This window comes from Acidimicrobiales bacterium (assembly GCA_035531755.1).
GTDB lineage: Bacteria > Actinomycetota > Acidimicrobiia > Acidimicrobiales > UBA8190 > DATKSK01.
Map to the genome: position 1 here is coordinate 19,471 of DATKSK010000018.1, position 20,599 is coordinate 40,069.

Here is a 20,599-nt window from a genome sequence, read left to right on the forward strand (position 1 = left end):
CTCCTCAGGCTGGCAGGTGGCCCTAAACGCATGGTCCATGGCGGATCAACAGATGGCCAATCACCCGGCTCCTGCCCCTCCGCCGTCTCTTTCCACCACGTTGCGAGGTCGAATGATGACCGAAGATGCGATTGGGCGCATCGGCCGACCGGACCGGGCCGGGCCGGGGCCCGGGACGCCCCGGATGCCCGGCCCCATGATCCGCAGGGGACGCGACGCCCGATTGGTGAAGGAGCAGGTCGCCGAGCACGAATGTGCCGCTCGACCGGCCCCCCCGTCCCCGACCCGCCGTCCCGTGGAGTCAGCTCTGCACCGGGTACCACCCCACCACGGCCCGCTCCAGGGCGCGCTCGGCCGCGGCCCGGGCGGCGCGGGCGGTGCCGCCGTCCACGGGCTCGAACCGCACCAGGTCGCCGGGACGGCATTGCCCCAGTTGGCCGAGGTCGGCGCTCACCACCGTGGCCACCACCGGATACCCCCCCACGGTGGCGTGGTCGTTCAGGAGCACCACCGGGCGGCCGTCGGCGGGCACCTGGACGGCCCCGGTGACCACGCCGCGCGAGGCGATGCCGGGGACAGGCGGGTCGAGGGGCCTGTCGGCGTCGAGGCGCACCCCCACCCGGTCGCTGGCCGCCGCCACCCGCCACTCCGTCCCGGCCAGCTGCGCCACCCCGGCGTCGCCGAAGTCGTCGGGGCCGGGCACGACGCGCAGGAGGCGCCGGGCCCGGCGTCCGCCGGTGCGCACGATGCGCCCCCGGGGTCGTGCCGGCGGGCCGATCCCGAGGACGTCGCCGGGCCGCAGCGGCCCCGGGCCCACGGCGCCGAGCACGTCCGAGGAGCGGCTGCCGAGGACGGGCGCGGCGTCCACGCCCCCGCTCACCACGACATAGACCCGCAGGTCGTCGAGCATCTTCGTCACTGTGAGGACCTGGCCCGCCGAGATCGGGACCACGGCGTCGACCGACACGGACCGGCCGTCCACCGTGGCCGCGGCGCCGCCCACCACGGCGACGTGCGACGCCGCCGAGAACCGCAGCGACGGGCCCAGGGCGGTGACCTCGATGCCGGCGCAGGCGTCGTCGTTGCCGACGAGCCGGTTCCCGGCGCGCAGGGCGAAGGGATCGGCGGCGCCGGCCCGGGGCACGCCCAGGGCGGCGACCCCCACCCGCCCGCGGTCCTGCACCGTCGAGACGAAGCCGGGCGCCTCCACCGTCAGGGTCCGGGCCGCCGCCGAGCGCAGCGGGGGCCGGGCCGGCGGTGTCACCGTGCCGGGATCGTCCACGGCCCGCAGCCGGACGGTGTCGCCCGGGCCGAGCGTGGCGAACGGGGGGGTCTCGGGGTCGAAGAGCACGAAGCCGGTCCGCCCCACGAGCTGCCACCCGCCCGGCGAGGCCCGGGGGTAGATGCCGGCGAACCCGCCCCCGACGCCCACCGACCCGGCGGGGACCGCGGCCCGCGGCGAGGAGCGACGCGGGACGCCGGCCAGGGCCGCGGGCAGCCCGTGGAGATAGGCGAATCCGGGCAGGAACCCTAGGAACGCCACCGGGAGCGGCGTCCCCGTCAGGTGCTCGACGACCTGGGCCGGGACCATGCCGGCTCGGGCCGCCACCTCGGCGAGATCGGGGCCGTCGAAGGCCACCGGCACCTCGACCACGCGCCCCGCCACCCCGGCCGGGACCGGTGCCGGCGTGGTGGCGAGCTCGTCCTCGAGCGCCTCGAGGGCGGCCACGGTCGGGTCGGCCACCACCGTCACCGACCGGTAACCGACGACGACGTCCTCCACCCCGGGCCGGGCCGGGCCCCGGGCCAGGGCGGCGGCCAACGCGTGCGCCTCGGCTACCGATTCGACCTCGGCGACCAGGGCGGTGTCCCCGAACGCGCGTACGGGCCGATCCGGCCTACCCGGCCGCCCACCCCGCCCGGGGCGCCCCGTCCGGTCCCGGGGCCCGGAAGCCGTCACGTCACGAAGGGGGCCAGCACCACCCCGGCCGCCTCGAGGGCGCGGCGCACGCCGCGGGCAAGGGCGGCGGCACCGGGCATGTCGCCGTGCACGCAGATCGACCCCGCCGCCACCTCCACCTCGGTCCCGTCGACCGCCGTCACCCGTCCGGCCACGGCGATGGACACCGCCCGGCGTGCCACCTCGCCGGCGTCGGTCAGCACCGCCCCGGCGGTCGTCCGGGGCGCCAGGCGGGCGTCGGCCAGGTAGGCGCGGTCGGCGAAGGCCTCGGTGACGACCCGGACCCCCAGTGTCCGGGCGACGTGGAGGGGGATGGGCGCGGCCGGCGCCAGCAGCACCAGGTCGCCGGCGTCGCGCACCGCCTCGACCACGGCCCGGGCGCAGGCCTCGTCGTCGGCCATGCGGTGGTAGAGGGCGCCGTGGGGCTTCACGTAGCGGACTCGCGTGCCCGCCGCCCGGGCCAGGGCGTCGAGCGCTCCCACCTGGTAGAGGACGTCCGCGGCGACCCGCGCGGGGGCGATGTCGAGGGCTCGGCGGCCGAAGCCGTCGCGGTCGGGGTACGACGGGTGGGCGCCGACCACCACCCCCCGGCGGGCCGCCTCCTCGACGGTCCGGCGCATGGTCGAGGGGTCGCCGGCGTGGAAGCCGCACGCCACGCTGGCGCTCGTGACCAGGCCGAGCAGGGCGTGGTCGTCCCCGCCGGCGCCCGTGCCCTCGCCCACGTCTGCGTTGAGGTCGACCGACGGCACCGCGGCCGCGCCGGCGGAAGGCGGCGCCGGGGTCAGCGGAGGACGGCCTCGACCAGGGCCGGGCCGGGGGTGGCCAGGGCCCGTTCGAGCTGGTCGGCGAATTCCTCGGCGGTGGTGGCCCGGGTGGCGGGCACACCCATCCCCGACGCCAGGGCCACGAAGTCCAGGTCGGGCCGACCGATGTCGAGCATCCCCCGGGCGAGCGGGCCTGGCGCCGTGGCACCCACCCTGCTCAGCTCGAGCTCGAGGATGGCGTAGGAGCCGTTGCCGAGGACGACCGTCGTGACGTCGAGGCCCTCGCGGGCCTGGGTCCACAGGGCCTGGAGGGTGTACATGGCGCTGCCGTCGGCCTCCAGGCTGAGCACGGGCCGGTCGGGGCACGCCACCGCCGCCCCGGTGGCCACGGGCAGGCCCTGGCCGATGGCCCCGCCCGTCAGGCACAGCCAGTCGTGGGGCGGGGCGCCGGCGGTGGCGCCCGCCACGAAGATGCCCGACGTGTTGCCCTCGTCACTCACGACGGCGCCTTCGGGGAGCAGGGCGCCGATGGCGGCCGCCAGGGTCTGGGCGTCGAGCGCGCCGGTGGGTCGGTCGGGTCGGGCCGCCTCGGGCCGGAGGGCGCCGTCGGCCGGCGCCCCGAGCTCGTCGGCCAGCGCCTCCAGGGCGCCGACGACGTCGTCGGCGCCGGTGGCCAGGGTGTGCACCTCGCAGCCGTCGGGCACCAGGTAGCCCGGCACCCCCGGATAGGCGAAGAACGACACGGGGGCGGCCGCGTCGGCCAGCACGAGGTGCCGCGCCCCCTGGAGCTGCGCCATCGTGAATTCGGCCAGGTAGCCGAGCCTCTCCACGGCGGGAATGCCGGCCCCGCGCTCCAGACGGGCCGGGAAGGTCTCGCACAGCAGCCGGGCGCCCGTGGCGGCCGCGACCCGCCCGGCGGCCACGAGGCCGCGGCGGCGCACGGCGGCCCCGCCCACGAGCAACACGGTGGGCGCACCGCCGCGCAGGGCGCGGGCGGCCTCGGCCACGGCGTCGTCGGCGACCGTCCGCAGCACCGGGCCGGGACGGGCCGACACCGGGTCCCCGGCCTCCTCCCACGACACGTCGGCGGGGACGACGAGGGTGGCGACGCCGGCCGGGGGGCCGAACGCCTCCTGCACGGCGTCGGCGGCGTCACGGGCCAGGTCGCCGGGGGACGACGCCGCCCGGAACCAGCGCGACACGGGGCGGGCGAGGCTCTCGATGTCCGACGCCAGGGGCGGGTCGTGCTTCAGGTGGGTGGTGGCGTGGTCACCCACGACGTTGACGACCGGGGTGCGCGCCCGCCGGGCGTTGTGCAGGTTGGCGATCCCGTTGCCGAGCCCGGGCCCGAGGTGCAGGAGCGTGGCCGCCGGCCCGCCCGCCATGCGGCCGTACCCGTCGGCGGCCCCGGTGACGACCCCCTCGAACAGCCCGAGGACGGCCCGCATCTCGGGGACGTCGTCGAGGGCGGCCACGAAGTGCATCTCCGAGGTTCCCGGGTTCATGAAGCACACGTCGACACCACAGCCGACGAGTGACCTGATCAGAGCCTGTGCGCCGTTCATCGTCCTGGTCCCATGGTCGGTCGGCCTCCCCCGGTCGGGCAGCGTGGTCGGTCGGGCAGCGTGGTCAGTCGGGCAGCGTGGTCGGTCGGGCAGCGTGGTCAGTCGAGCAGGGTTCCGGGCCCGAGGATCCCATGGGGGTCGAAGGCCCGCTTGATGGCCCGCATCAGGCCGAGCTTCACGGGGTCCTCCATCTCGTGGAAGTACTTCTTCTTCTCGGTGCCGATGCCGTGCTCGCCCGAGATGGCCCCGCCGAGGCCCATCCCCGCCCGGAAGACCGCCCGCAGCACCTCGGCGCGCCGGTCGGGGTCGGGTTGGAACACCGACAGGTGGACGTTGCCGTCACCCACGTGCCCGCATCCCGTGATCAGGGCGCCGTGCGTGGCGGCCACCTCGGCGACGGCCGACATGTAGGCGGGGATGGCCGCCCGGGGCACGACCACGTCGACGATGTCGTCGGCGCCCGCCGCCTTGGCCACGAAGAACGCCTTCTCGCGGGCGCTGATGAGCTGGGTGGCGGCCTGGGCGGGCAGCACGTAGACCTCCATCGCCCCCAGTTCGACCAGGAGCTCGCCGAGCGACGACACGTCGTCGTCGAGGCGGTCCTCGTGGGCGTCCTCGAGCACGATCACGAGATAGGCCAGCGCCCCCTCGCGCACGGCCGCCGGGATCCCCAGGTCGAGCCCCACGTTGGCCGTGATGGCGTCCATGGTGATCATGTCGACGTACTCCAGGATGAGCGGGCCGACGCCGTGGGCGACGATGCGGGGCACCGCCGCGGTGACCTGCTCCAGCGTGGTGAACGGGGCCAGGACGGTGGCGGCGTGCCCGGGCCGGGGGTGGAGCTTCAGGGTGGTCTCGGTGACGAAGGCCAGGGTGCCCTCGGACCCCACGATGAGCTGGGTGAGGTCGTACCCGGTGGAGTTCTTCACGAACTTGCCCCCGGTGCGGATGACATCGCCCCCGGCGAGCACAGCCTCGAGGCCGAGGACGTGGTGCCGGGTGACCCCGTACTTGATGGCCCGCATGCCGCCGGCGTTGGTGGCCACGTTGCCCCCCAGCGACGCGCCGGCCTCTCCCGGGAACACCGGGTACACGAGCCCGTGCTCGGCGGCGGCCCGGTTGAGCTCGTCGAGGGTGACCCCGGGCTGGACGACGGCCACGTGGTTGTCGAGGTCGATCTCGAGGATTCGGTCCATCCGCTCGAACGAGACCAGGATCCCGTCCGCCGGGGAGATCGCCGCGCCCGAGAGCCCGGTGCCGCTGCCCCGGGCGGTGACCGGGAGCTGGAGCTCGTCGGCCAACCTGAGCACGGCGGACACCTCGGCCGTGGTGCCGGGCCGGACGACGGCGAGCGGCGCGCTGGCCGTCGCCGTCAGGGCCTCGTCGTGGCCGTAGTCGGGGGAGACCGCCTCGCCGACGAGGACGTTGGCGGCCCCCACCACGTCGGCGAGCAACTCGACGATCTCGGCCATAGCGGGCGTCTCCTGGTCGGTCCGACCGCCACTGTAGAGCGCGGCCCCATCCCCGTCCGGCGGCACACCGACGGGGATCGGTCGCACCGAGGGCGCGCGTGGGGGAGGATCTACCGAAGTGAACTGGGTCGACTACGTGCTGCTCGTGATCGTGGCGCTGTCGGGCATCCACGGGCTGCGACTCGGGGCCGCCACGCAGGTGCTGTCGTTCGGGGGATTCTGGCTCGGGCTGTTCATCGGTGCCCTGGTGGCGCCGTCGCTGGCCGGGCTGGCCTCGGGCACCACGGCCAAGACGCTGGTGGCTCTGGTCGTCCTCATCGGGGTGGCCACGATCCTCGGCGCCGTGGGCCGCCTGCTCGGCGTGCGCTCCAGCCGGTTCCTGCAACGGCTGCGCCTGGGCCCGCTCGACTCGGCCTTCGGCGTGGCCGTGGCGGTGGTCGCCACGCTCATCGCCACCTGGCTGGTGGCCAGCCTCCTGTCCGACAGCCGGTACCCGAGCCTCGCCCGGGCCGTGCAGCAGTCGCGCATCGTGCGCGCCCTCGACCACGTCCTGCCCCCGATCCCGACGGTGTTCACCGGCGTGCAACGCTTCCTCGCCCAGAACGGCTTCCCCGTGGTGTTCGCCGGGCTTCCCCCCGAGGTGGCCGGTCCCGTGACCCTGCCGAGCGACGCGGCCGAGCGTGCCGCCGTCGTGCGGGCCGAGCCGTCGACGGTGCAGGTGGCCGGGCAGGGCTGCGGGGTCATCCAGGAGGGCTCGGGCTTCGTCGCCGCGCCGGGCCTCGTGGTCACCAACGCGCACGTCGTGGCGGGCATCGCCGCTCCGGTCGTCATCGACGGCACGGGCCGGCATCCCGCCACCGCGGCGGTGTTCGACCCCCAGCTCGACGTGGCCGTGCTCCGCGTGCCCGGGCTCGCCGACCCGGCGCTCCCCATCGACGCCACCATCGTCGCCCGGGGCACCACCGGTGTCGTGCTCGGCTACCCCGAGGGCGGCCCGTTCACCTACGGCAAGGCCGGGGTGGCGGCATCGTTCAAAGCCGTCGGCCTCGACATCTACGGGAAGTCCACGACCACCCGGCAGATCTACCAGCTCGACGCCACGGTCAACCCCGGCAACTCCGGCGGTCCCATCGTGTCGTCGGGGGACGCCGGCATCCCCGACGGAACCGTCATCGGGGTCGTGTTCGCCCGGTCGACCACCTACAGCGGCGTCGGGTACGCGCTGGCCATGCCGGCGGTGGTCACCGACATCGCCCAGGCCCAGGCCCGCGTCCGGGCCACCGACGGCTCGGTGGGCACCGGGGCCTGCCTCTCCTCGTAGGCGCGGTCCGGTCGCCCCCTCCCCCGGCGGCGGTACCCCGGGGCGCCGCGCCCGCGTGGCCCGGCAGCCATCGGGCCGGGCCCCCGGCTAAGAATGCTGCCGGTGGGTCTACGGATCGAGGACTACGGGATCATCGGCGACACGCACACCGCCGGGCTGGTGGGGTGCGACGGGTCGATCGACTGGCTGTGCCTCCCGCGCTTCGACTCCGACGCCTGCTTCGCCCAGCTCCTGGGCACGCCCGAGCACGGCTACTGGCGCATCGCACCGGCCACGGGTGACTACGAGGTCCGGCGGGCGTACCGCCCCGACTCCCTGGTCCTCGAGACCGAGTTCGAGACCGCCGACGGGGTGGCCCGGCTCGTCGACTGCATGCCGATCCGCGAGCACCACCCCCAGGTGGTCCGGATGGTCCAGTCCGTGCGGGGCAGCGTGGCCATGCGCATGGACCTCGTGATCCGCTTCGGGAACGGGTCGATGGTCCCGTGGGTGCGGCGGGTGGACGGGCTGCTGGCCGCCGTCTCCGGCCCCGACGCCCTCGCCCTGTGGACGCCCGTGCGCACCCGGGGCGAGGACATGACGACCGCGGCCGAGTTCACCGTGGCCGGCGACGACCACGTCCCCTTCGTGCTCACCTGGTACCCGTCGCAAGAGGCCCCGCCGCGGCCCGTCGACGCCCACTACGCCATCACCGACACCGAGATGTGGTGGCGCGACTGGGCCGCCATGTGCTCCTACGAAGGGGTGTTCCGCGAGCCGGTGGTGCGATCGCTGATCACGCTCAAGGCCCTCACCTACCACCCCACCGGGGGAATCGTGGCCGCCCCCACGACGTCGCTGCCCGAGACCCTGGGAGGTGAGCGCAACTGGGACTACCGCTACTGCTGGCTGCGCGACGCCACCCTGACGCTGCAGGCGCTCATGCGGGGCGGCTACCACGACGAGGCCCTCGACTGGCGCGACTGGCTGCTGCGGGCGGTGGCGGGGGACGTCTCGAAGCTCCAGATCATGTACGGGCCCGGGGGCGAGCGCAGGCTCGACGAATGGGTGGTGGACTGGCTCCCGGGCTACGAGGGCTCGGCCCCGGTGCGCATCGGCAACGCCGCGTCGGGCCAGTTCCAGCTGGACGTCTACGGCGAGGTGCTGTCCGCCCTCTACGAGGCGTGCGCCGTGGGGAGCCCGCTGAGCGCGTCGGCCTGGGACCTGCAGGTGGCCCTGGTCGAGTTCGTGGAGAACAACTGGCAGGAGCCCGACGAGGGCATCTGGGAGGTGCGTGGCCCGCGCCGGCACTTCACCCACTCCAAGGTCATGGCCTGGGTGGCGGTCGACCGCGCCGTGCGCAGCATCGAGGAGCTCGGCCTCGACGGCCCGCTCGACCGGTGGCGCCAGGTGCGCGACGCCATCCACGAGGAGGTGTGCGCGCAGGGGTACAACGCCGCGGTCGGCTCCTTCACCCAGTACTTCGGGTCCGACGCCCTCGACGCCAGCCTGCTCATGATCCCCCTCGTGGGGTTCCTCCCCGCCACCGACGACCGGGTGCGCTCCACGGTCGAGGCGATCGAGCGCGGACTCACCGAGGACGGCTTCGTCCTGCGCTACCGCACCGGGGACGCCGGTGACGTGGACGGGCTCCACGGGCGCGAGGGCGCCTTCCTGGCCTGCTCGTTCTGGATGGCCGACTGCCTGCACCTGATCGGCCGCCCCGAGGACGCCCGGGCCATGCTCGAGCGCCTCCTCGGCCTGCGCAACGAGCTCGGGCTGCTGGCCGAGGAGTACGACGTGCATGCCGGCCGCCAGGTGGGGAACTTCCCGCAGGCCTTCTCGCACGTGTCGCTCGTCAACGCGGCGTTCAACCTCACCGGCCATCCCCGCATGCACGAGCAGGACGCCGCGCCGGCCGTCCGCCGGTCACACCTGCACGGGGGCCGCAAGCGGTGGGCGGCGGGCCCCGAGCACGGCGGCCGGCAGCGGCCGGGCCGCGCCGGGAGACCCCCGGAGAGGAGCTAGGCCATGCAGGCCCTGACGGTGCAGCCCATGACGGCGGGATCGGCGCGCCTCGACGACGTCCCCGAGCCGCCCGCCTCCGACGGCCCGGTGCTGGTCCAGACGCTCGCCGTGGGCGTGTGCGGCACCGACATGGAGATCGTGTCGGGGGCGTACGGGTGGGCGCCGCCGGGTCGCGAACGCCTGGTGCTCGGCCACGAGTCCCTGGGCCGCGTCCTCGAGGCGCCCGACGGCGCACCCGTGGCGGCGGGGGACCTCGTGGTGGGCATCGTCCGGCGCCCCGACCCGGTGCCCTGCGAGAACTGCGCGGTGGGTGAGTGGGACTTCTGCCGCAACGGCCAGTACACCGAGCGCGGCATCAAGGGCCACGACGGCTACTGCTCCGAGCGCTACCGGATCCACCCCGACTTCGCCGTGAAGGTGGACCCCGGCCTGGGAGCGCTCGGCGTGCTCCTGGAGCCCACGAGCGTGGTGGCCAAGGCGTGGGAGCAGATCGACCGGATCGGCGGGCGGGCCCACTGGGCGCCGCGCCACGCGGTGGTGACCGGCGCGGGGCCCATCGGCCTGCTGGCCGCGCTCCTGGCGGTGCAGCGCGGGCTCGAGGTGCACGTCTTCGACCAGGTCACGACCGGGATCAAGCCCGACCTCGTGGCGGCGCTCGGTGCCAGCTACCACACCGGGAAGATCGAGGACGCCTGTTCGAGCCCCGACGTCGTGGTCGAGTGCACCGGGGTCGGGTCGCTCGTGTTCGACGCCATGGAGCACCTGGGCCCCGGAGGCGTCGCCTGCCTCACCGGCGTGTCGTCGGGCGGCCGGGCCATGCACGTGGACGCCGGGATGCTCAACCGTTCGATGGTGCTCGAGAACCAGTCCGTGGTGGGGTCGGTCAACGCCAACCGCCGGCACTACGAGGCGGCCGCGGCCGCGCTGGTGGCGGCCGACCGGTCCTGGCTCGAACGCCTCGTGACCCGGCGCGTCCCCCTGGCGGACTGGCAGGACGCCCTGCAGCGCCGGCCCGACGACGTCAAGGTGGTCATCGAGGTCGGGACGTGACGACGACCGAGATCGCCCCCGGGGTGGTCGAGATCGACACCCTGCTCGGGGGGTGGGAGAAGGTGACGGCCGGCTACCTGGTGCACGGGGACGCCCCCGTGCTGGTGGAGACCGGGAGCCAGAGCTCGGTGCCGGCGCTGCTCGAGGCGCTCGGCGCGCTCGGGGTGAGCCCCGGCGAGCTGGCCGGGGTGGCGGTCACCCACATCCACCTCGACCACGCCGGTGGGGTCGGCGACGTGGCCCGGGCGTTCCCGGCGGCCACCGTGTACGTGCACGAGAAGGGCGCGCGCCACCTGGCCGACCCGGCCCGGCTCATCGACTCGGCGGCGCGCGTCTACGGGCCGCTGCTCGACTCGCTCTACGGCCGGCTCGACCCCACGCCGGCGGAGCGCATCCACGTGCTCGCCGACGGCGAGGAGATCCGCGTGGGGCCGGGCCGGGTGCTCACCACCGTGGACTCGCCCGGTCACGCCAAGCACCACCTCGCCCTGCACGACTCGGCGAGCGGCATCCTGTTCGCAGGCGACGCCGTCGGTGTGCGCCTGCCCGACGCCGGCGTCCTGCGCCCGTCGACGCCGCCGCCCGACTTCGACCTCGACCAGGCGGTGCGCTCCCTGCACCGCTTCGCCGAGCGGCGGCCGTCGGGGCTCGCCCTGGCCCACTACGGGCTCCTCCCCGAGCCCGCCGCGGTGCTCGCCGAGGCCGAGGAGACGCTGCGCGCGTGGGCGAGCGTGGCCGAGCAGGCGTGGCGTGCCGGCGATGACATCGCCGGGGCCCTCGAGGCGGCCTTCGCGGGCGACGTGTCGGGCGTGGACGCCGCGCACCGGGAGAAGCTCGACACGCTCAACGGCGTGCACTCCAACGCGGCGGGCTTCCGGCGCTGGCTCGACTCCCGCGCCGACGCCTCGAGACCCCCCCAGCCCTGACCGCGGGACCCCGGGAGCCGGCCGTCGGCCGGGACCTTCTCCTCTGGAGCGCCACCGTCACTATCCCTAGGTTCGGACCTAGGTTCGGACCCTCGGTCCGGGCCTGGAGTGGTCCCCTTCCACGACGGGGACGGGAGGTCCTAGATGGACGGGACGGCGGAGGCGTTCATGCGAGAGAGCGACGCCTTCTCCTGGTACATGGAGAACGACCCGGCCCTGCGGGCGACCATCGTCGCCGTGGCCTGGCTGGATCGCGGCCCGGCGTTCGACTCCCTCCAGGAGCGGCTCGAGCGGGCCACGCGGCTCGTGCCTCGCTTCCGCCAGCGCCCGGTGGACGTCCCGGGGCGGCTGTCGCCGCCGCGCTGGGAGTTCGACCCGGGTTTCGACCTGACGTGGCACCTGCGGCGGGTGGCCGCCCCGGCGCCCGGCACGCCCGATGCCGTGCTCGGCCTGGCGCGCACCATCGCCACCACGGGGTTCGACCGTTCGCGCCCTCTGTGGGAGTTCACGCTGGTGGAGCAGCTCGAGGGGGACCGGGCCGCGCTGGTCATGAAGGTCCACCACTCCCTGACCGACGGCATCGGGGGCATGCAGCTGCTCCTCCTGCTGTTCGACGCCTCCCCCGACCCCGAGCCTCGGGGCGAGATGCCCCCGGCGCCCGGGAGCCCTGCGCTCGGGCCCGCCGGTCTCGTCCGCGCCGGCGTCGCCCACGACTGGCGCCGGGTCACGGCGCTGGCGCGCCGGGACGCCGCCGCCATGGTCCCGGCCGCCCTCACTGTCGCCCGCCACCCGGTGCGCAGCACGCGCGACGCCATCGAGACGGCGCGCTCGGTCGGCCGCATGGTCGCCCCCGTCGCGGCCACGCTCTCCCCGGTGATGACCGCACGCGGCCTGGGCCGCACCCTGGCCATGATCACGGTGCCCTTCGAGGACCTGCGCCGGTCCTCGGCCCTGGCCGGCGGGACGGTCAACGACGGCTTCCTGGCCGCCGTCACCGGCGGGCTGCGCCGGTATCACGAGCGCCACGGCGCCACCGTGGGGGATCTCCGGGTCACCATGCCCATCAGCCTGCGCACGCCCGACGACCCCGCCGCCGGGAACCGGATCACGCTGGCGCGCTTCACGGTCCCCGCCGGCGCCCTCGACCCCGCCGACCGGATCCGTTCCATGGGACAGCGCTGCCGTCTGGCACGCGAGGAGCGCGCCGTGCCGCACTCGAACGCCATCGCGGGCACGCTCAACCTCCTCCCCCAGGGGGTCGTGGGGAGCATGCTGAAGCACGTCGACTTCCTGGCCAGCAACGTCCCGGGCCTGTCGTTCCCCGTCTACCTGTGCGGCGTGCCGACGAGCGGCTACTTCGCCTTCGGCCCGACCCTGGGATCGGCGCTCAACGTCACACTGGTCTCGTACGCGGGGACATGCTGCATCGGGGTGACCGTGGACAGCGCGGCCGTGCCCGACCACGCCGCGCTGGTCGAGTGCCTGCGGGAGGGCTTCGCCGAGGTCGTGGCCCTCGGCGCCGGGCGCCGGGCGCGCCCCGGGCACGGCACCCCCGACCTCCGGAGGGCCGCTCTGAAAGACTGAGGGGCGCATGCGCAGCTCCGCGCCCACGGTCGACGACGTGGTGGCTGCTCTCGACCGGGACGGGTACGCCGTCGTCGAGGGCCTGCTCGCCGAGCCCGAGCTCGGGGAGACCCGCGTCGAACTGCAGCGCGTGCTCCGGGGGGTGCCCGGCGGGCGCAACCCCTTCGAGGGGGCGCGCACGCGGCGGGCCTACGCGCTCTTCGCCAAGACGCGGTGCCTCGACGCCGCCGCGGTCCACCCCCTCGTCCTCGGCGTGCTCGACGAGGTGCTCGGCCACTGCCAGCTCAGCGCGCCGACCGGCATCGAGATCGGCCCCGGCGAGGTCGCCCAGGTCCTCCACCACGACGACGGCATCTACCCGCTGCCGCGGCCGCACGGCGAGGTCGTCCTCAACACCATGTGGGCCCTCGACGACTTCACCGAGGCCAACGGCGCCACCCGCCTCGTCCCGGGCAGCCACCGGTGGGTGTCCGAGCAGCCCTCGGCGCAGACCCCCACGGTGGCGGCCACGATGCCGGCGGGGTCGGTGCTGTTCTATCTGGGCAGCCTCTGGCACGGCGGCGGGGCGAACACCACGAGCCGGCCGCGCCTCGGCGTGGTGCTCGAGTACGTGGCGTCCTGGCTCCGTCCCCAGGAGAACCACTTCCTGGCGGTGCCCGGGGACACGGTGCGCCGACTCCCCGAGCGCCTGCAGGAGCTGCTGGGCTACAACATCCGCCCACCGTTCATGGGCTACGTCGACGGCCGGCACCCGCGCCGCGTCCTCGAACGCGACGGGAGCTAGGCATGCAGCCGCGGTCCGGTGGTGCCATCCCCCGCCGCACCTTCCTCCGGGGTGCGGCCGCCGCCGGCCTCGGCGGAACGGGCGCACTGCTGGCCGCCTGCGGCCGGTCGTCACCGGCGGCCTCCTCCACGACCACCACGGGCGCCGCCGGCCCGACCACCCGGTTCAGGGCCGGTGACCGGCCGTTCCCGTCGCGAGCGGCGGGGACCGACATGCTGCCCGAGATCCGCCACATCGTGGTGCTCATGATGGAGAACCACTCCTTCGACAATTACTTCGGGATGCTCGGGCGCGGCGACGGGTTCGACCTCGACGCCCGGGGCCGTCCCCGCAACGCCAACCCCGGGCCCGACGGCACGCCCGTGGTCGCCTACCCGGCCCGCTCGGTGTGCCAGGCCGACGCGCATGTCTCGCAGGACTGGGCGGTGAGCCACCAGTCGTGGAACCACGGGCGCAACGACGGCTTCGTGCGGGCCAAGGGCACCGACCCGATGGCCTACTTCACCGGCGCCGACCTGCCCTTCTACTACTCGCTGGGGCGGACCTTCCCGCTGTGCGACCGGTGGTTCGCGTCGACCATGGCCCAGACCGACCCCAACCGCCGGTTCCTGATCGCGGGGTCGGCGTTCGGCCTCGTCGACGACTCCTTCCCGGTGTCGGCGACCCGCTCCAACCGCCCGGGCGGGTTCGGGACCGTCTTCGACATGCTCGACCACTTCGGCATCCCGTGGCTCGACTACTACAGCTCCCTGCCCACGGCGCTGCTGTTCCCCTATGCGGCGGCCGCCGTGGCGCCCAACCTCGAGAAGATCGACCACTTCTTCTCCGACGCGGCGGCGGGGACGCTCCCCGGCTTCTGCCTCGTGGAGCCCGACTTCGGCACGGCCTCGGAGGAGAACCCGCAGGACGTCCAGAACGGCCAGGCGTTCGCGGCCTCGGTGGTGAACGCGGTCATGGCCGGTCCGGCCTGGCCCGACACGGTGTTGATCTGGGTCTACGACGAGCACGGCGGCTACTACGACCACGTCCCCCCGCAGCGGGCCGTGCCTCCCGACGACATCGCCCCGGACGTCCCTGCCGCCGAGCTCGACGGCGACCATTACAGCTGGACCGGGTTCCGGGTGCCCGCCGTGGTGGTGTCGCCCTGGGCCAAGCGGGACTACGTGTCACACGTCGTCCACGACCACACGTCGATCCTCCGTCTCCTCGAGACGAAGTGGAACCTGCCGGCGCTCTCCAACCGTGACGCCAATGCCAGCAACCTCCTCGACACCCTCGACCTCACGGCGCGCCGGCCACCGTTCCTGTCGCCGCCCACGCTCGCCGCCGCTCAGGCCGTCTCGGCCGACCAGGTGGCCGCCTGCGCGGCGCTGAACCAGGGGGGCTGATCCGGCGCGGTCTCCGGCCACCACCGATCCGCGGCCACCACCGATCTGGGCGGCGCGATCCGGGCGGCGCGATCCGGTGGTGGCGGTACGGTGCGCCATGGCTGAAACAGTGCTGTACCGGCGACGTGGCCACGTGGTCACCATCACCTACAACCGCCCGGAGGCGCTCAACGCCGTCAACGGCGAGCTGCGCGCCGATCTCAACGCCGCCTTCGCCCGCTTCCGCGACGAGGAGGAGGCCTGGGTGGGGATCGTCACCGGCTCGGGGCGTGCCTTCTGCGCCGGAGCCGACCTGCGCGACGGCACCGGGTCGACGGGCGCGTTCGCGGGCACCTTCTGGGAGAAGCCCACCCTCAACTCGTTCGAGAGCGGGTGGGAGATCCACAAGCCCGTCATCGCCGCTGTGAACGGGCACTGCCTGGGGTACGGGCTCACCCTGGTGACGTGGTGCGACTTCGTCCTGGCGAGCGACCGGGCGAGCTTCGGCTACCCCGAAGTCCGCCTCGGCATCCCCGCCATGGTGGGCGCCATCCGGCTTCCCCAGAAGGTGGCGTGGGCCGATGCCATGGAGCTGCTGCTCACCGGCGAGCGCGTGGACGCCGAGCACGCCCGGCGGATCGGCCTCGTGTGGCGGGTGGTCCCCCACGACGACCTCATGACCGAGGCGGAGGCGCTCGCCGACCGCCTGGTGGCGGGGGCGCCGCTGGCGCAGCGGGCCATGAAGGAGATCGCCGGGCGCGCCGCCCACCTCCCGGTGCTCGAGGCCATCCGGTTCGGCGAGACCATGCGGACCGTCGTGGGGGCCACCGCCGACGCCGCCGAGGGCCTCACCGCCGCCGCCGAGCGCCGCCCGCCGCGCTGGGCGGGGCGCTGAGGCGCGGAAATCCCCAATCTTGAGGAGGCGATCGCCGCGGCGCCTTCCTAGCCTCGAAGCCGGTACGGCCGTGTCGGTCATCTAGGGTCGCGGCCACGGGCGACCTCTCGTCGCCAGTTGGGGGGTGTCGGTATGAGGGGGAGCGCAGGAGCGAAGCGGACAGGCGTGCTCGTCCGGGTGGTCGGCGCCCTGGCGCTCGGGGCCGGTGTGCTGTCGGCAGGGGCCCAGCGCGCCGACGCCTTCCCGACCCTGCTGTACGTCCGGGCATCCATCGGGGTCGACACGGGCAACTGCCAGACCAGCACGACGCCGTGCCAGACCATTTCGTACGCCCTGACGCAGGCGCCCGTGGGGGCGATGATCGTGGTGGGCGACGGCACCTATCCGGAGCAGCTCACCATCTCGCAGAGCGTCACCATCTTCGGCAACGGGGCCAGGACCGTCATCGAGCCCACGAGCCTGCCCTCGTCGGGCACCGACCCCGACAGCGCCACGCCCCAGGACTACGTCGTGGGAGTCACCCCCGGCACGACGGGCGTGATCCTGAAGAACCTCGCGGTGAGCGGCGCCGGCGCGGCCTCGACGTTCACGAGCTGTGCCGACAACTTCGTCGGGGTGTACTTCCACGACGCCAGCGGCGGCATCGGCTCGGTCCGGGTGTCGGGGATGCAGCTCCCCTCGGGCTTGGGGACGTGCGCCAAAGGGAGCGGCATCTTCGTGGCGAGCGACGCGGGGCACACCTCGACGGTGAGCATCTCGCACACCTCGGTGAGCGGCTACCAGCAGAACGGCATCACCTGCGACGACGCCGGCACGTCGTGCACGGTGGTGCTCTCCGCGGTCAGGGGGTCGGGTACCGCCAGCCTGGTCTCCCAGAACGGCATCGAGGTGCACGGGGCCTCGGCGTCGATCACCGGCACCGGGGTCGCGGGCAATTCCTTCAAGGGAGGCGGTGCGGGCAACCAGGGCCACGGGCTGTACCTGCTCAACGCCGGGACGCTGCTGGTGAAGCAGAACAGGCTGTGGTCGAACGACGTCGACCTGTATGCCGGCGAGGTGCCGGCGCTGGGCCTCGTGCCACCCACCACCGGGGCATGGTCGATCGTGCACAACGGGGCGTCCTTCGCCACCGACGACACCGCCGGGGGCTCGGCCGGTGACGGCTACGGCGACGGGATCGTCATCGACAGCACGTCGAACACGGTCCAGGTCACCCGCAACATCACCAAGGGCGACGCCGACTTCGGCATCGCCCTGCTCGGCGCCACCGGGGTGGCGGTCACGCGCAACATCGAGGTCCTCGACTACAACGGCCTGTACGTGGGAGGCCCCGGGAGCGCGGTCAGCGCCAGCACGGGGAACACCCTGTCGATGAACGACGCCAAGCACAACCACCACGACGGGATCGCCGCCGACGTCGGCACCACCGAGTCGGGGAACACCTTCACGTCGGACAAGGGTGAGTTCAACCAGGCGGTGCAGATGGTCGACCTGTCGACCGGCGCCGGGACGGCGAAGACCGCCAACACCTGGACCGGCAACAAGTGCCACCACGGCCCGAGGAGCAGCCCCACCGGCCTCTGCTGATCACCCGGGGACCCGAGCCACCCCGGGGGGTCGGGGTACTCGGGGAGCGGGGTACTCGGGGAGCGGGTTACTCGGGGAGCGGGCGCCCCGAGAGCGCCGAGCCGAGCTGGTCGGCGAGCGCCACGGCGACGACGCACCGCTCCGGGGAGATCGGCACGGTCGGGGTGGGCGTGAGGATGAACGTGCCGAGCACCTTCCCCTTCCCCCGGACAGGGAGCTCGACCTGCCTGGTGGGCAGTCCCATCAACCTGGTCGGCCACCGGACGGGATTGAGCCGCACCGTGCCGTCCGGGTCGATCCAGGCCCCCTTCCCCGACGGGGGGTCCCAGACGAAGCGGCAGTCCTGCAGCGACAGCAGCTCGCGCAGCTCGGCCGCCACCGCCATGAGGACGAAATCCGGCTCCTCACCGCCCGCGATCCGCTCGCCCATGTCGTGGATGCGAGCCAGCTCGTGGCGTCCCTCGGCGGCCGCCTCCCGGTGCTCGCGTCCCCGGGCCGCCATCTCGCCCACGAGCAGCCCGACGGCCACGAACAGCACTTCGGTGGTGATGTCGGTCTGGCTGCTGATGCGGAACGACTCGTACGGTCGGGTGAGGAAGAAGTCGAACGACGCCGCCGAGACCAGGGCGGCCGCGGCCGCCGGCCCCCGCAGGCCCGCCGAGGCGACGGCCACGGTCACGACCACGAGGATCAACGCCGCGTTGGCCGCGGACAGATGGCCCCGCGCGGGGATCAGGGCGGCGCTCATCGCGAGGGGGGCGGCGATCGCCAACGACCAGACCAGGGTGGAGTGCCGGTGCCCGGGAGCCATCACTCGTCAGTGGGCGGGCGATGGCTCGGAGGTGGAGAGCAACTCGTAGAGCGGGTTGATCATGGCGAGCTTGCCCTCGTGCTTGCCCACCCGCGCCTCCGCCGTGAGCTCGACGCCGCTGCGAATTCCGGGGATGGACCGCCGCCCCAGGAAGACCAGGGTGATGGCCTCGCCGCTGCCGTCGACGACGACACACTCCAAGGTGGGCACGCCCGACCACGGCTGGACGCGCAGCGTCTTCACCCGTCCGGCGATGCGCGCCTGGTGTCGCCACTGCAGGTCGGACACCGGGGTCGTCCCGGGGCGGGGTGCCGACGCCGGCCGCAGGCCGTCGGATCGGCGCTGGCCTGCGGGTTGCGGCGGACGGTCGACGCGTGAGAGCGCGTCATGCGAACGGCGGTCGTCGATGCCGGGAGCGACGAGGAACGGGACGATCGTCGCGTTCACATGGGACAGCTGGCTGACGATGTCCACGATGCGGTCGGCCGTCTGGTCGTGGAGGATGCGGCGCCACGCCTTGCCGTAGGACCGGCGCGGCAGCAGGATGCTGACCTCGGTCTCGCCGTCGGCGAGCTCGGCCGCCAACTCGAGCGCGGCCCGGCCCAGCCGGCGGTCCGGGCAGTCGACGACGTCGAGGGGCAGCCGGGTCAGGCCCACCTGCTGCCACCGCTCGATGAGCAGCTCGGCCCGGCGATTGTCGATGTTGAAGTGCACGGCCCGCAGGTCGTCGGGCATCAGGGTGCGGGCGTACTGGATGGCCCGGGCGGCGGCCAGGTCGATCCGGTCGATCAGGACGACGACGACGTGGCGACGCAGGATACGGGCTTCGCAGGCCTGGACGGCGGCTCCCTCTTCGAGGACGACGTCCTCCACGCGGTATTGCCGGTTCGTCCGCACCAGGGCGTAGACGAGGAGCGGCATGACGACGACGACGACCCAGGCGCCCTGGCTGAACTCGGCCACGGCGAAGACCACCACGACGACCAGGCACACGACCGCGGCGACGGCATTGACCGCCACGCTCTTGCGCCAGTGCTGCTCGCGGTGGGTCAGGTGGTGCTTGACCATGCCCGCGCCGGCCATCGTGAAGCCCGTGAACACCCCGATGGCGTACATGGGGATCAGCGCCGCCACCTTCGCCCCCGTGGCGAGCAGGAGGGCGATCGACGCCACCGCCAGGAGGATGATGCCGTTGGAGAAGACCAGGCGATGCCCCCGGACCGTCAACATGCGGGGCAGGAACGAGTCCTCGGCCACGAAGCTCACCAGGAAGGGGAAGCCGGTGAAGCTGGTGTTGGCCGCGAGGATCAGGATCAACGCCGTCGCCGCCTGCAAGGTGTAGAAGAGCGCGTGCCCCAGGGCACTCGTGCCGTAGACGAGCTTCCCGACCTCGGCGACCACGGTCGGGGTGCCCGAGGAGAACGGCACGGCGTGGGTGAAGGCGGCGAGCAACGACACCCCCAGGAACATCACGCCGAGGATGGTGCTCATGAGGACGAGCGTCGTGCGGGCGTTGCGGGCCTGGGGGTCGCGGAAGATGCTGACCCCGTTGGAGATGGCCTCGGTGCCGGTCATCGCCGAGCTGCCGTTGGCGAACGCCCGGAGGATGTAGAAGACCGACACGCCCAGGAGCAGCCCCCCGCCGGTGTGCCCGAGCGGCATCGTCTCGTGCGTCCGGGGTGCGTGGCCGAGGCCGCCCGCGGCGGCGTGCACCAGGCCGATCACGATGAGGGCTGCCATGTTGGCGATGAAGAAGTACGTGGGGATGGCGAAGACGCGTCCCGCCTCGCGGATCCCCCGAAGGTTGCCGAAGGCGAGGAGGACCACGAAGAAGATGGACAAGGGCACGGCCGCGCGTTTCATCGCCGGGGCGGCCGAGATGATGGCGTCCGCGCCGGCGGCCACCGAGACCGCCACGGTGATGGTGTAACTGATGAGCAAGGCGGCCCCGGCCACCTGCGCCACGTTCGGGCCGAAGTTGTCGCGGCTCACGACGTACGAGCCCCCCGCTTTGGGGTAGGACCGGACGACGTCGCGGTAGCAGATCGTGACCACGGCGAGGACGGCCAGGATGGCGGCCGTGATGGGCGTCACCAACGAGAACGCCGCCAGCCCGCCGATCGGCACCAGGATCCGCAGGATCTCCTCGCTCGCATAGGCGGAGGAGGACATGACGTCGGAGGACAGCACCGCCAGCGCCGTGGGTTTGCCCAGGCGCTGGCGGTGGAGCTGGTCGGTCACCAGGGGTGGGCCCAGCAGGACCCGCTTGACCCGGTAGCTCAAGCGCTCGGGGAGGCTGGCGGTCAGGGTCGTGTCGGTCCGGGACGGGGACTTCGTGAGGACCGGCTCGGGCCGCAGCCGGGTGTCGGTATCGGTCGTCTCACCCCGAGCCACGTCCATGGTCTACCCGCTCCCGGGCAGCCGGGCGAGCGCCCGGCGGCCCCGTCGTACGGCGGTGGCGGCCGCCCGCGACCCACCGCTCTCACAACTCTTCTGTGCCAGAGGT

General features: G+C 73.9%; 15 protein-coding genes. 9 read left to right on the forward strand and 6 right to left on the reverse strand.

Going from position 1 to position 20,599, the window contains the following annotated elements:
- Window positions 1-301 precede the first annotated feature (301 nt).
- The 4 genes from VMV22_03850 to VMV22_03865 form a co-directional block, all read right to left on the reverse strand.
- Entirely contained in the window at window positions 302-1,960 is a 1,659-nt protein-coding gene (locus VMV22_03850) for an urea amidolyase family protein (GenBank protein HUY21456.1), read from the reverse strand.
- On the reverse strand, window positions 1,957-2,709 hold the full coding sequence (locus tag VMV22_03855; protein ID HUY21457.1) for a 5-oxoprolinase subunit PxpA: 753 nt from the start codon (window positions 2,707-2,709) through the stop codon (window positions 1,957-1,959). The genes VMV22_03850 and VMV22_03855 overlap by 4 nt, the downstream gene beginning before the upstream one ends.
- 32 nt (window positions 2,710-2,741) lie before the next feature.
- Window positions 2,742-4,289, reverse strand: coding sequence for an acetolactate synthase large subunit (locus tag VMV22_03860; GenBank protein HUY21458.1), 1,548 nt, complete (start codon window positions 4,287-4,289; stop codon window positions 2,742-2,744).
- Between the two features lie 98 nt (window positions 4,290-4,387).
- Window positions 4,388-5,761, reverse strand: a complete 1,374-nt coding sequence (locus tag VMV22_03865) for an FAD-linked oxidase C-terminal domain-containing protein (GenBank protein HUY21459.1) — start codon at window positions 5,759-5,761, stop codon at window positions 4,388-4,390.
- Window positions 5,762-5,879: 118 nt separating this feature from the next.
- Between VMV22_03865 and VMV22_03870 the strand changes: the two genes are divergently transcribed.
- The 9 genes from VMV22_03870 to VMV22_03910 all read left to right on the forward strand — a co-directional run bounded on the left by VMV22_03870 (window position 5,880) and on the right by VMV22_03910 (window position 17,282).
- Window positions 5,880-7,082, forward strand: coding sequence for a MarP family serine protease (locus VMV22_03870; GenBank protein ID HUY21460.1), 1,203 nt, complete (start codon window positions 5,880-5,882; stop codon window positions 7,080-7,082).
- A gap of 102 nt (window positions 7,083-7,184) precedes the next feature.
- Window positions 7,185-9,089: a glycoside hydrolase family 15 protein gene (locus VMV22_03875; GenBank protein ID HUY21461.1), complete on the forward strand. Its 1,905-nt coding sequence runs from the start codon at window positions 7,185-7,187 to the stop codon at window positions 9,087-9,089.
- A gap of 3 nt (window positions 9,090-9,092) precedes the next feature.
- The gene (locus VMV22_03880; GenBank protein HUY21462.1) at window positions 9,093-10,139 is read left to right on the forward strand and encodes a glucose 1-dehydrogenase; all 1,047 of its coding nucleotides are present in this window, start codon (window positions 9,093-9,095) and stop codon (window positions 10,137-10,139) included.
- On the forward strand, window positions 10,136-11,065 hold the full coding sequence (locus VMV22_03885) for an MBL fold metallo-hydrolase (GenBank protein HUY21463.1): 930 nt from the start codon (window positions 10,136-10,138) through the stop codon (window positions 11,063-11,065). Before VMV22_03880 ends, VMV22_03885 begins: the two co-directional genes overlap by 4 nt.
- Before the next feature lie 144 nt (window positions 11,066-11,209).
- On the forward strand, window positions 11,210-12,649 hold the full coding sequence (locus VMV22_03890; protein ID HUY21464.1) for a wax ester/triacylglycerol synthase family O-acyltransferase: 1,440 nt from the start codon (window positions 11,210-11,212) through the stop codon (window positions 12,647-12,649).
- A gap of 7 nt (window positions 12,650-12,656) precedes the next feature.
- The gene (locus tag VMV22_03895) at window positions 12,657-13,433 is read left to right on the forward strand and encodes a phytanoyl-CoA dioxygenase family protein (GenBank protein HUY21465.1); all 777 of its coding nucleotides are present in this window, start codon (window positions 12,657-12,659) and stop codon (window positions 13,431-13,433) included.
- 2 nt (window positions 13,434-13,435) lie between these two features.
- Complete coding sequence (locus tag VMV22_03900) at window positions 13,436-14,821, forward strand: alkaline phosphatase family protein (protein HUY21466.1); 1,386 nt, start codon at window positions 13,436-13,438, stop codon at window positions 14,819-14,821.
- A gap of 97 nt (window positions 14,822-14,918) precedes the next feature.
- The gene (locus VMV22_03905; protein HUY21467.1) at window positions 14,919-15,695 is read left to right on the forward strand and encodes an enoyl-CoA hydratase-related protein; all 777 of its coding nucleotides are present in this window, start codon (window positions 14,919-14,921) and stop codon (window positions 15,693-15,695) included.
- Window positions 15,696-15,860: 165 nt separating this feature from the next.
- Window positions 15,861-17,282 carry a right-handed parallel beta-helix repeat-containing protein gene (locus VMV22_03910; protein HUY21468.1) on the forward strand — a complete coding sequence of 474 codons (1,422 nt, stop codon included), beginning with the start codon at window positions 15,861-15,863 and terminating at the stop codon, window positions 17,280-17,282.
- Window positions 17,283-17,349: 67 nt separating this feature from the next.
- Here the strand turns inward: VMV22_03910 and VMV22_03915 are convergent, their stop codons facing one another.
- Together VMV22_03915 and VMV22_03920 are read right to left on the reverse strand one after the other, a co-directional pair.
- Window positions 17,350-18,093, reverse strand: a complete 744-nt coding sequence (locus tag VMV22_03915) for a DUF4118 domain-containing protein (GenBank protein HUY21469.1) — start codon at window positions 18,091-18,093, stop codon at window positions 17,350-17,352.
- A gap of 6 nt (window positions 18,094-18,099) precedes the next feature.
- On the reverse strand, window positions 18,100-20,487 hold the full coding sequence (locus VMV22_03920) for an amino acid permease (GenBank protein ID HUY21470.1): 2,388 nt from the start codon (window positions 20,485-20,487) through the stop codon (window positions 18,100-18,102).
- Between the last annotated feature and the right edge of the window lie 112 nt (window positions 20,488-20,599).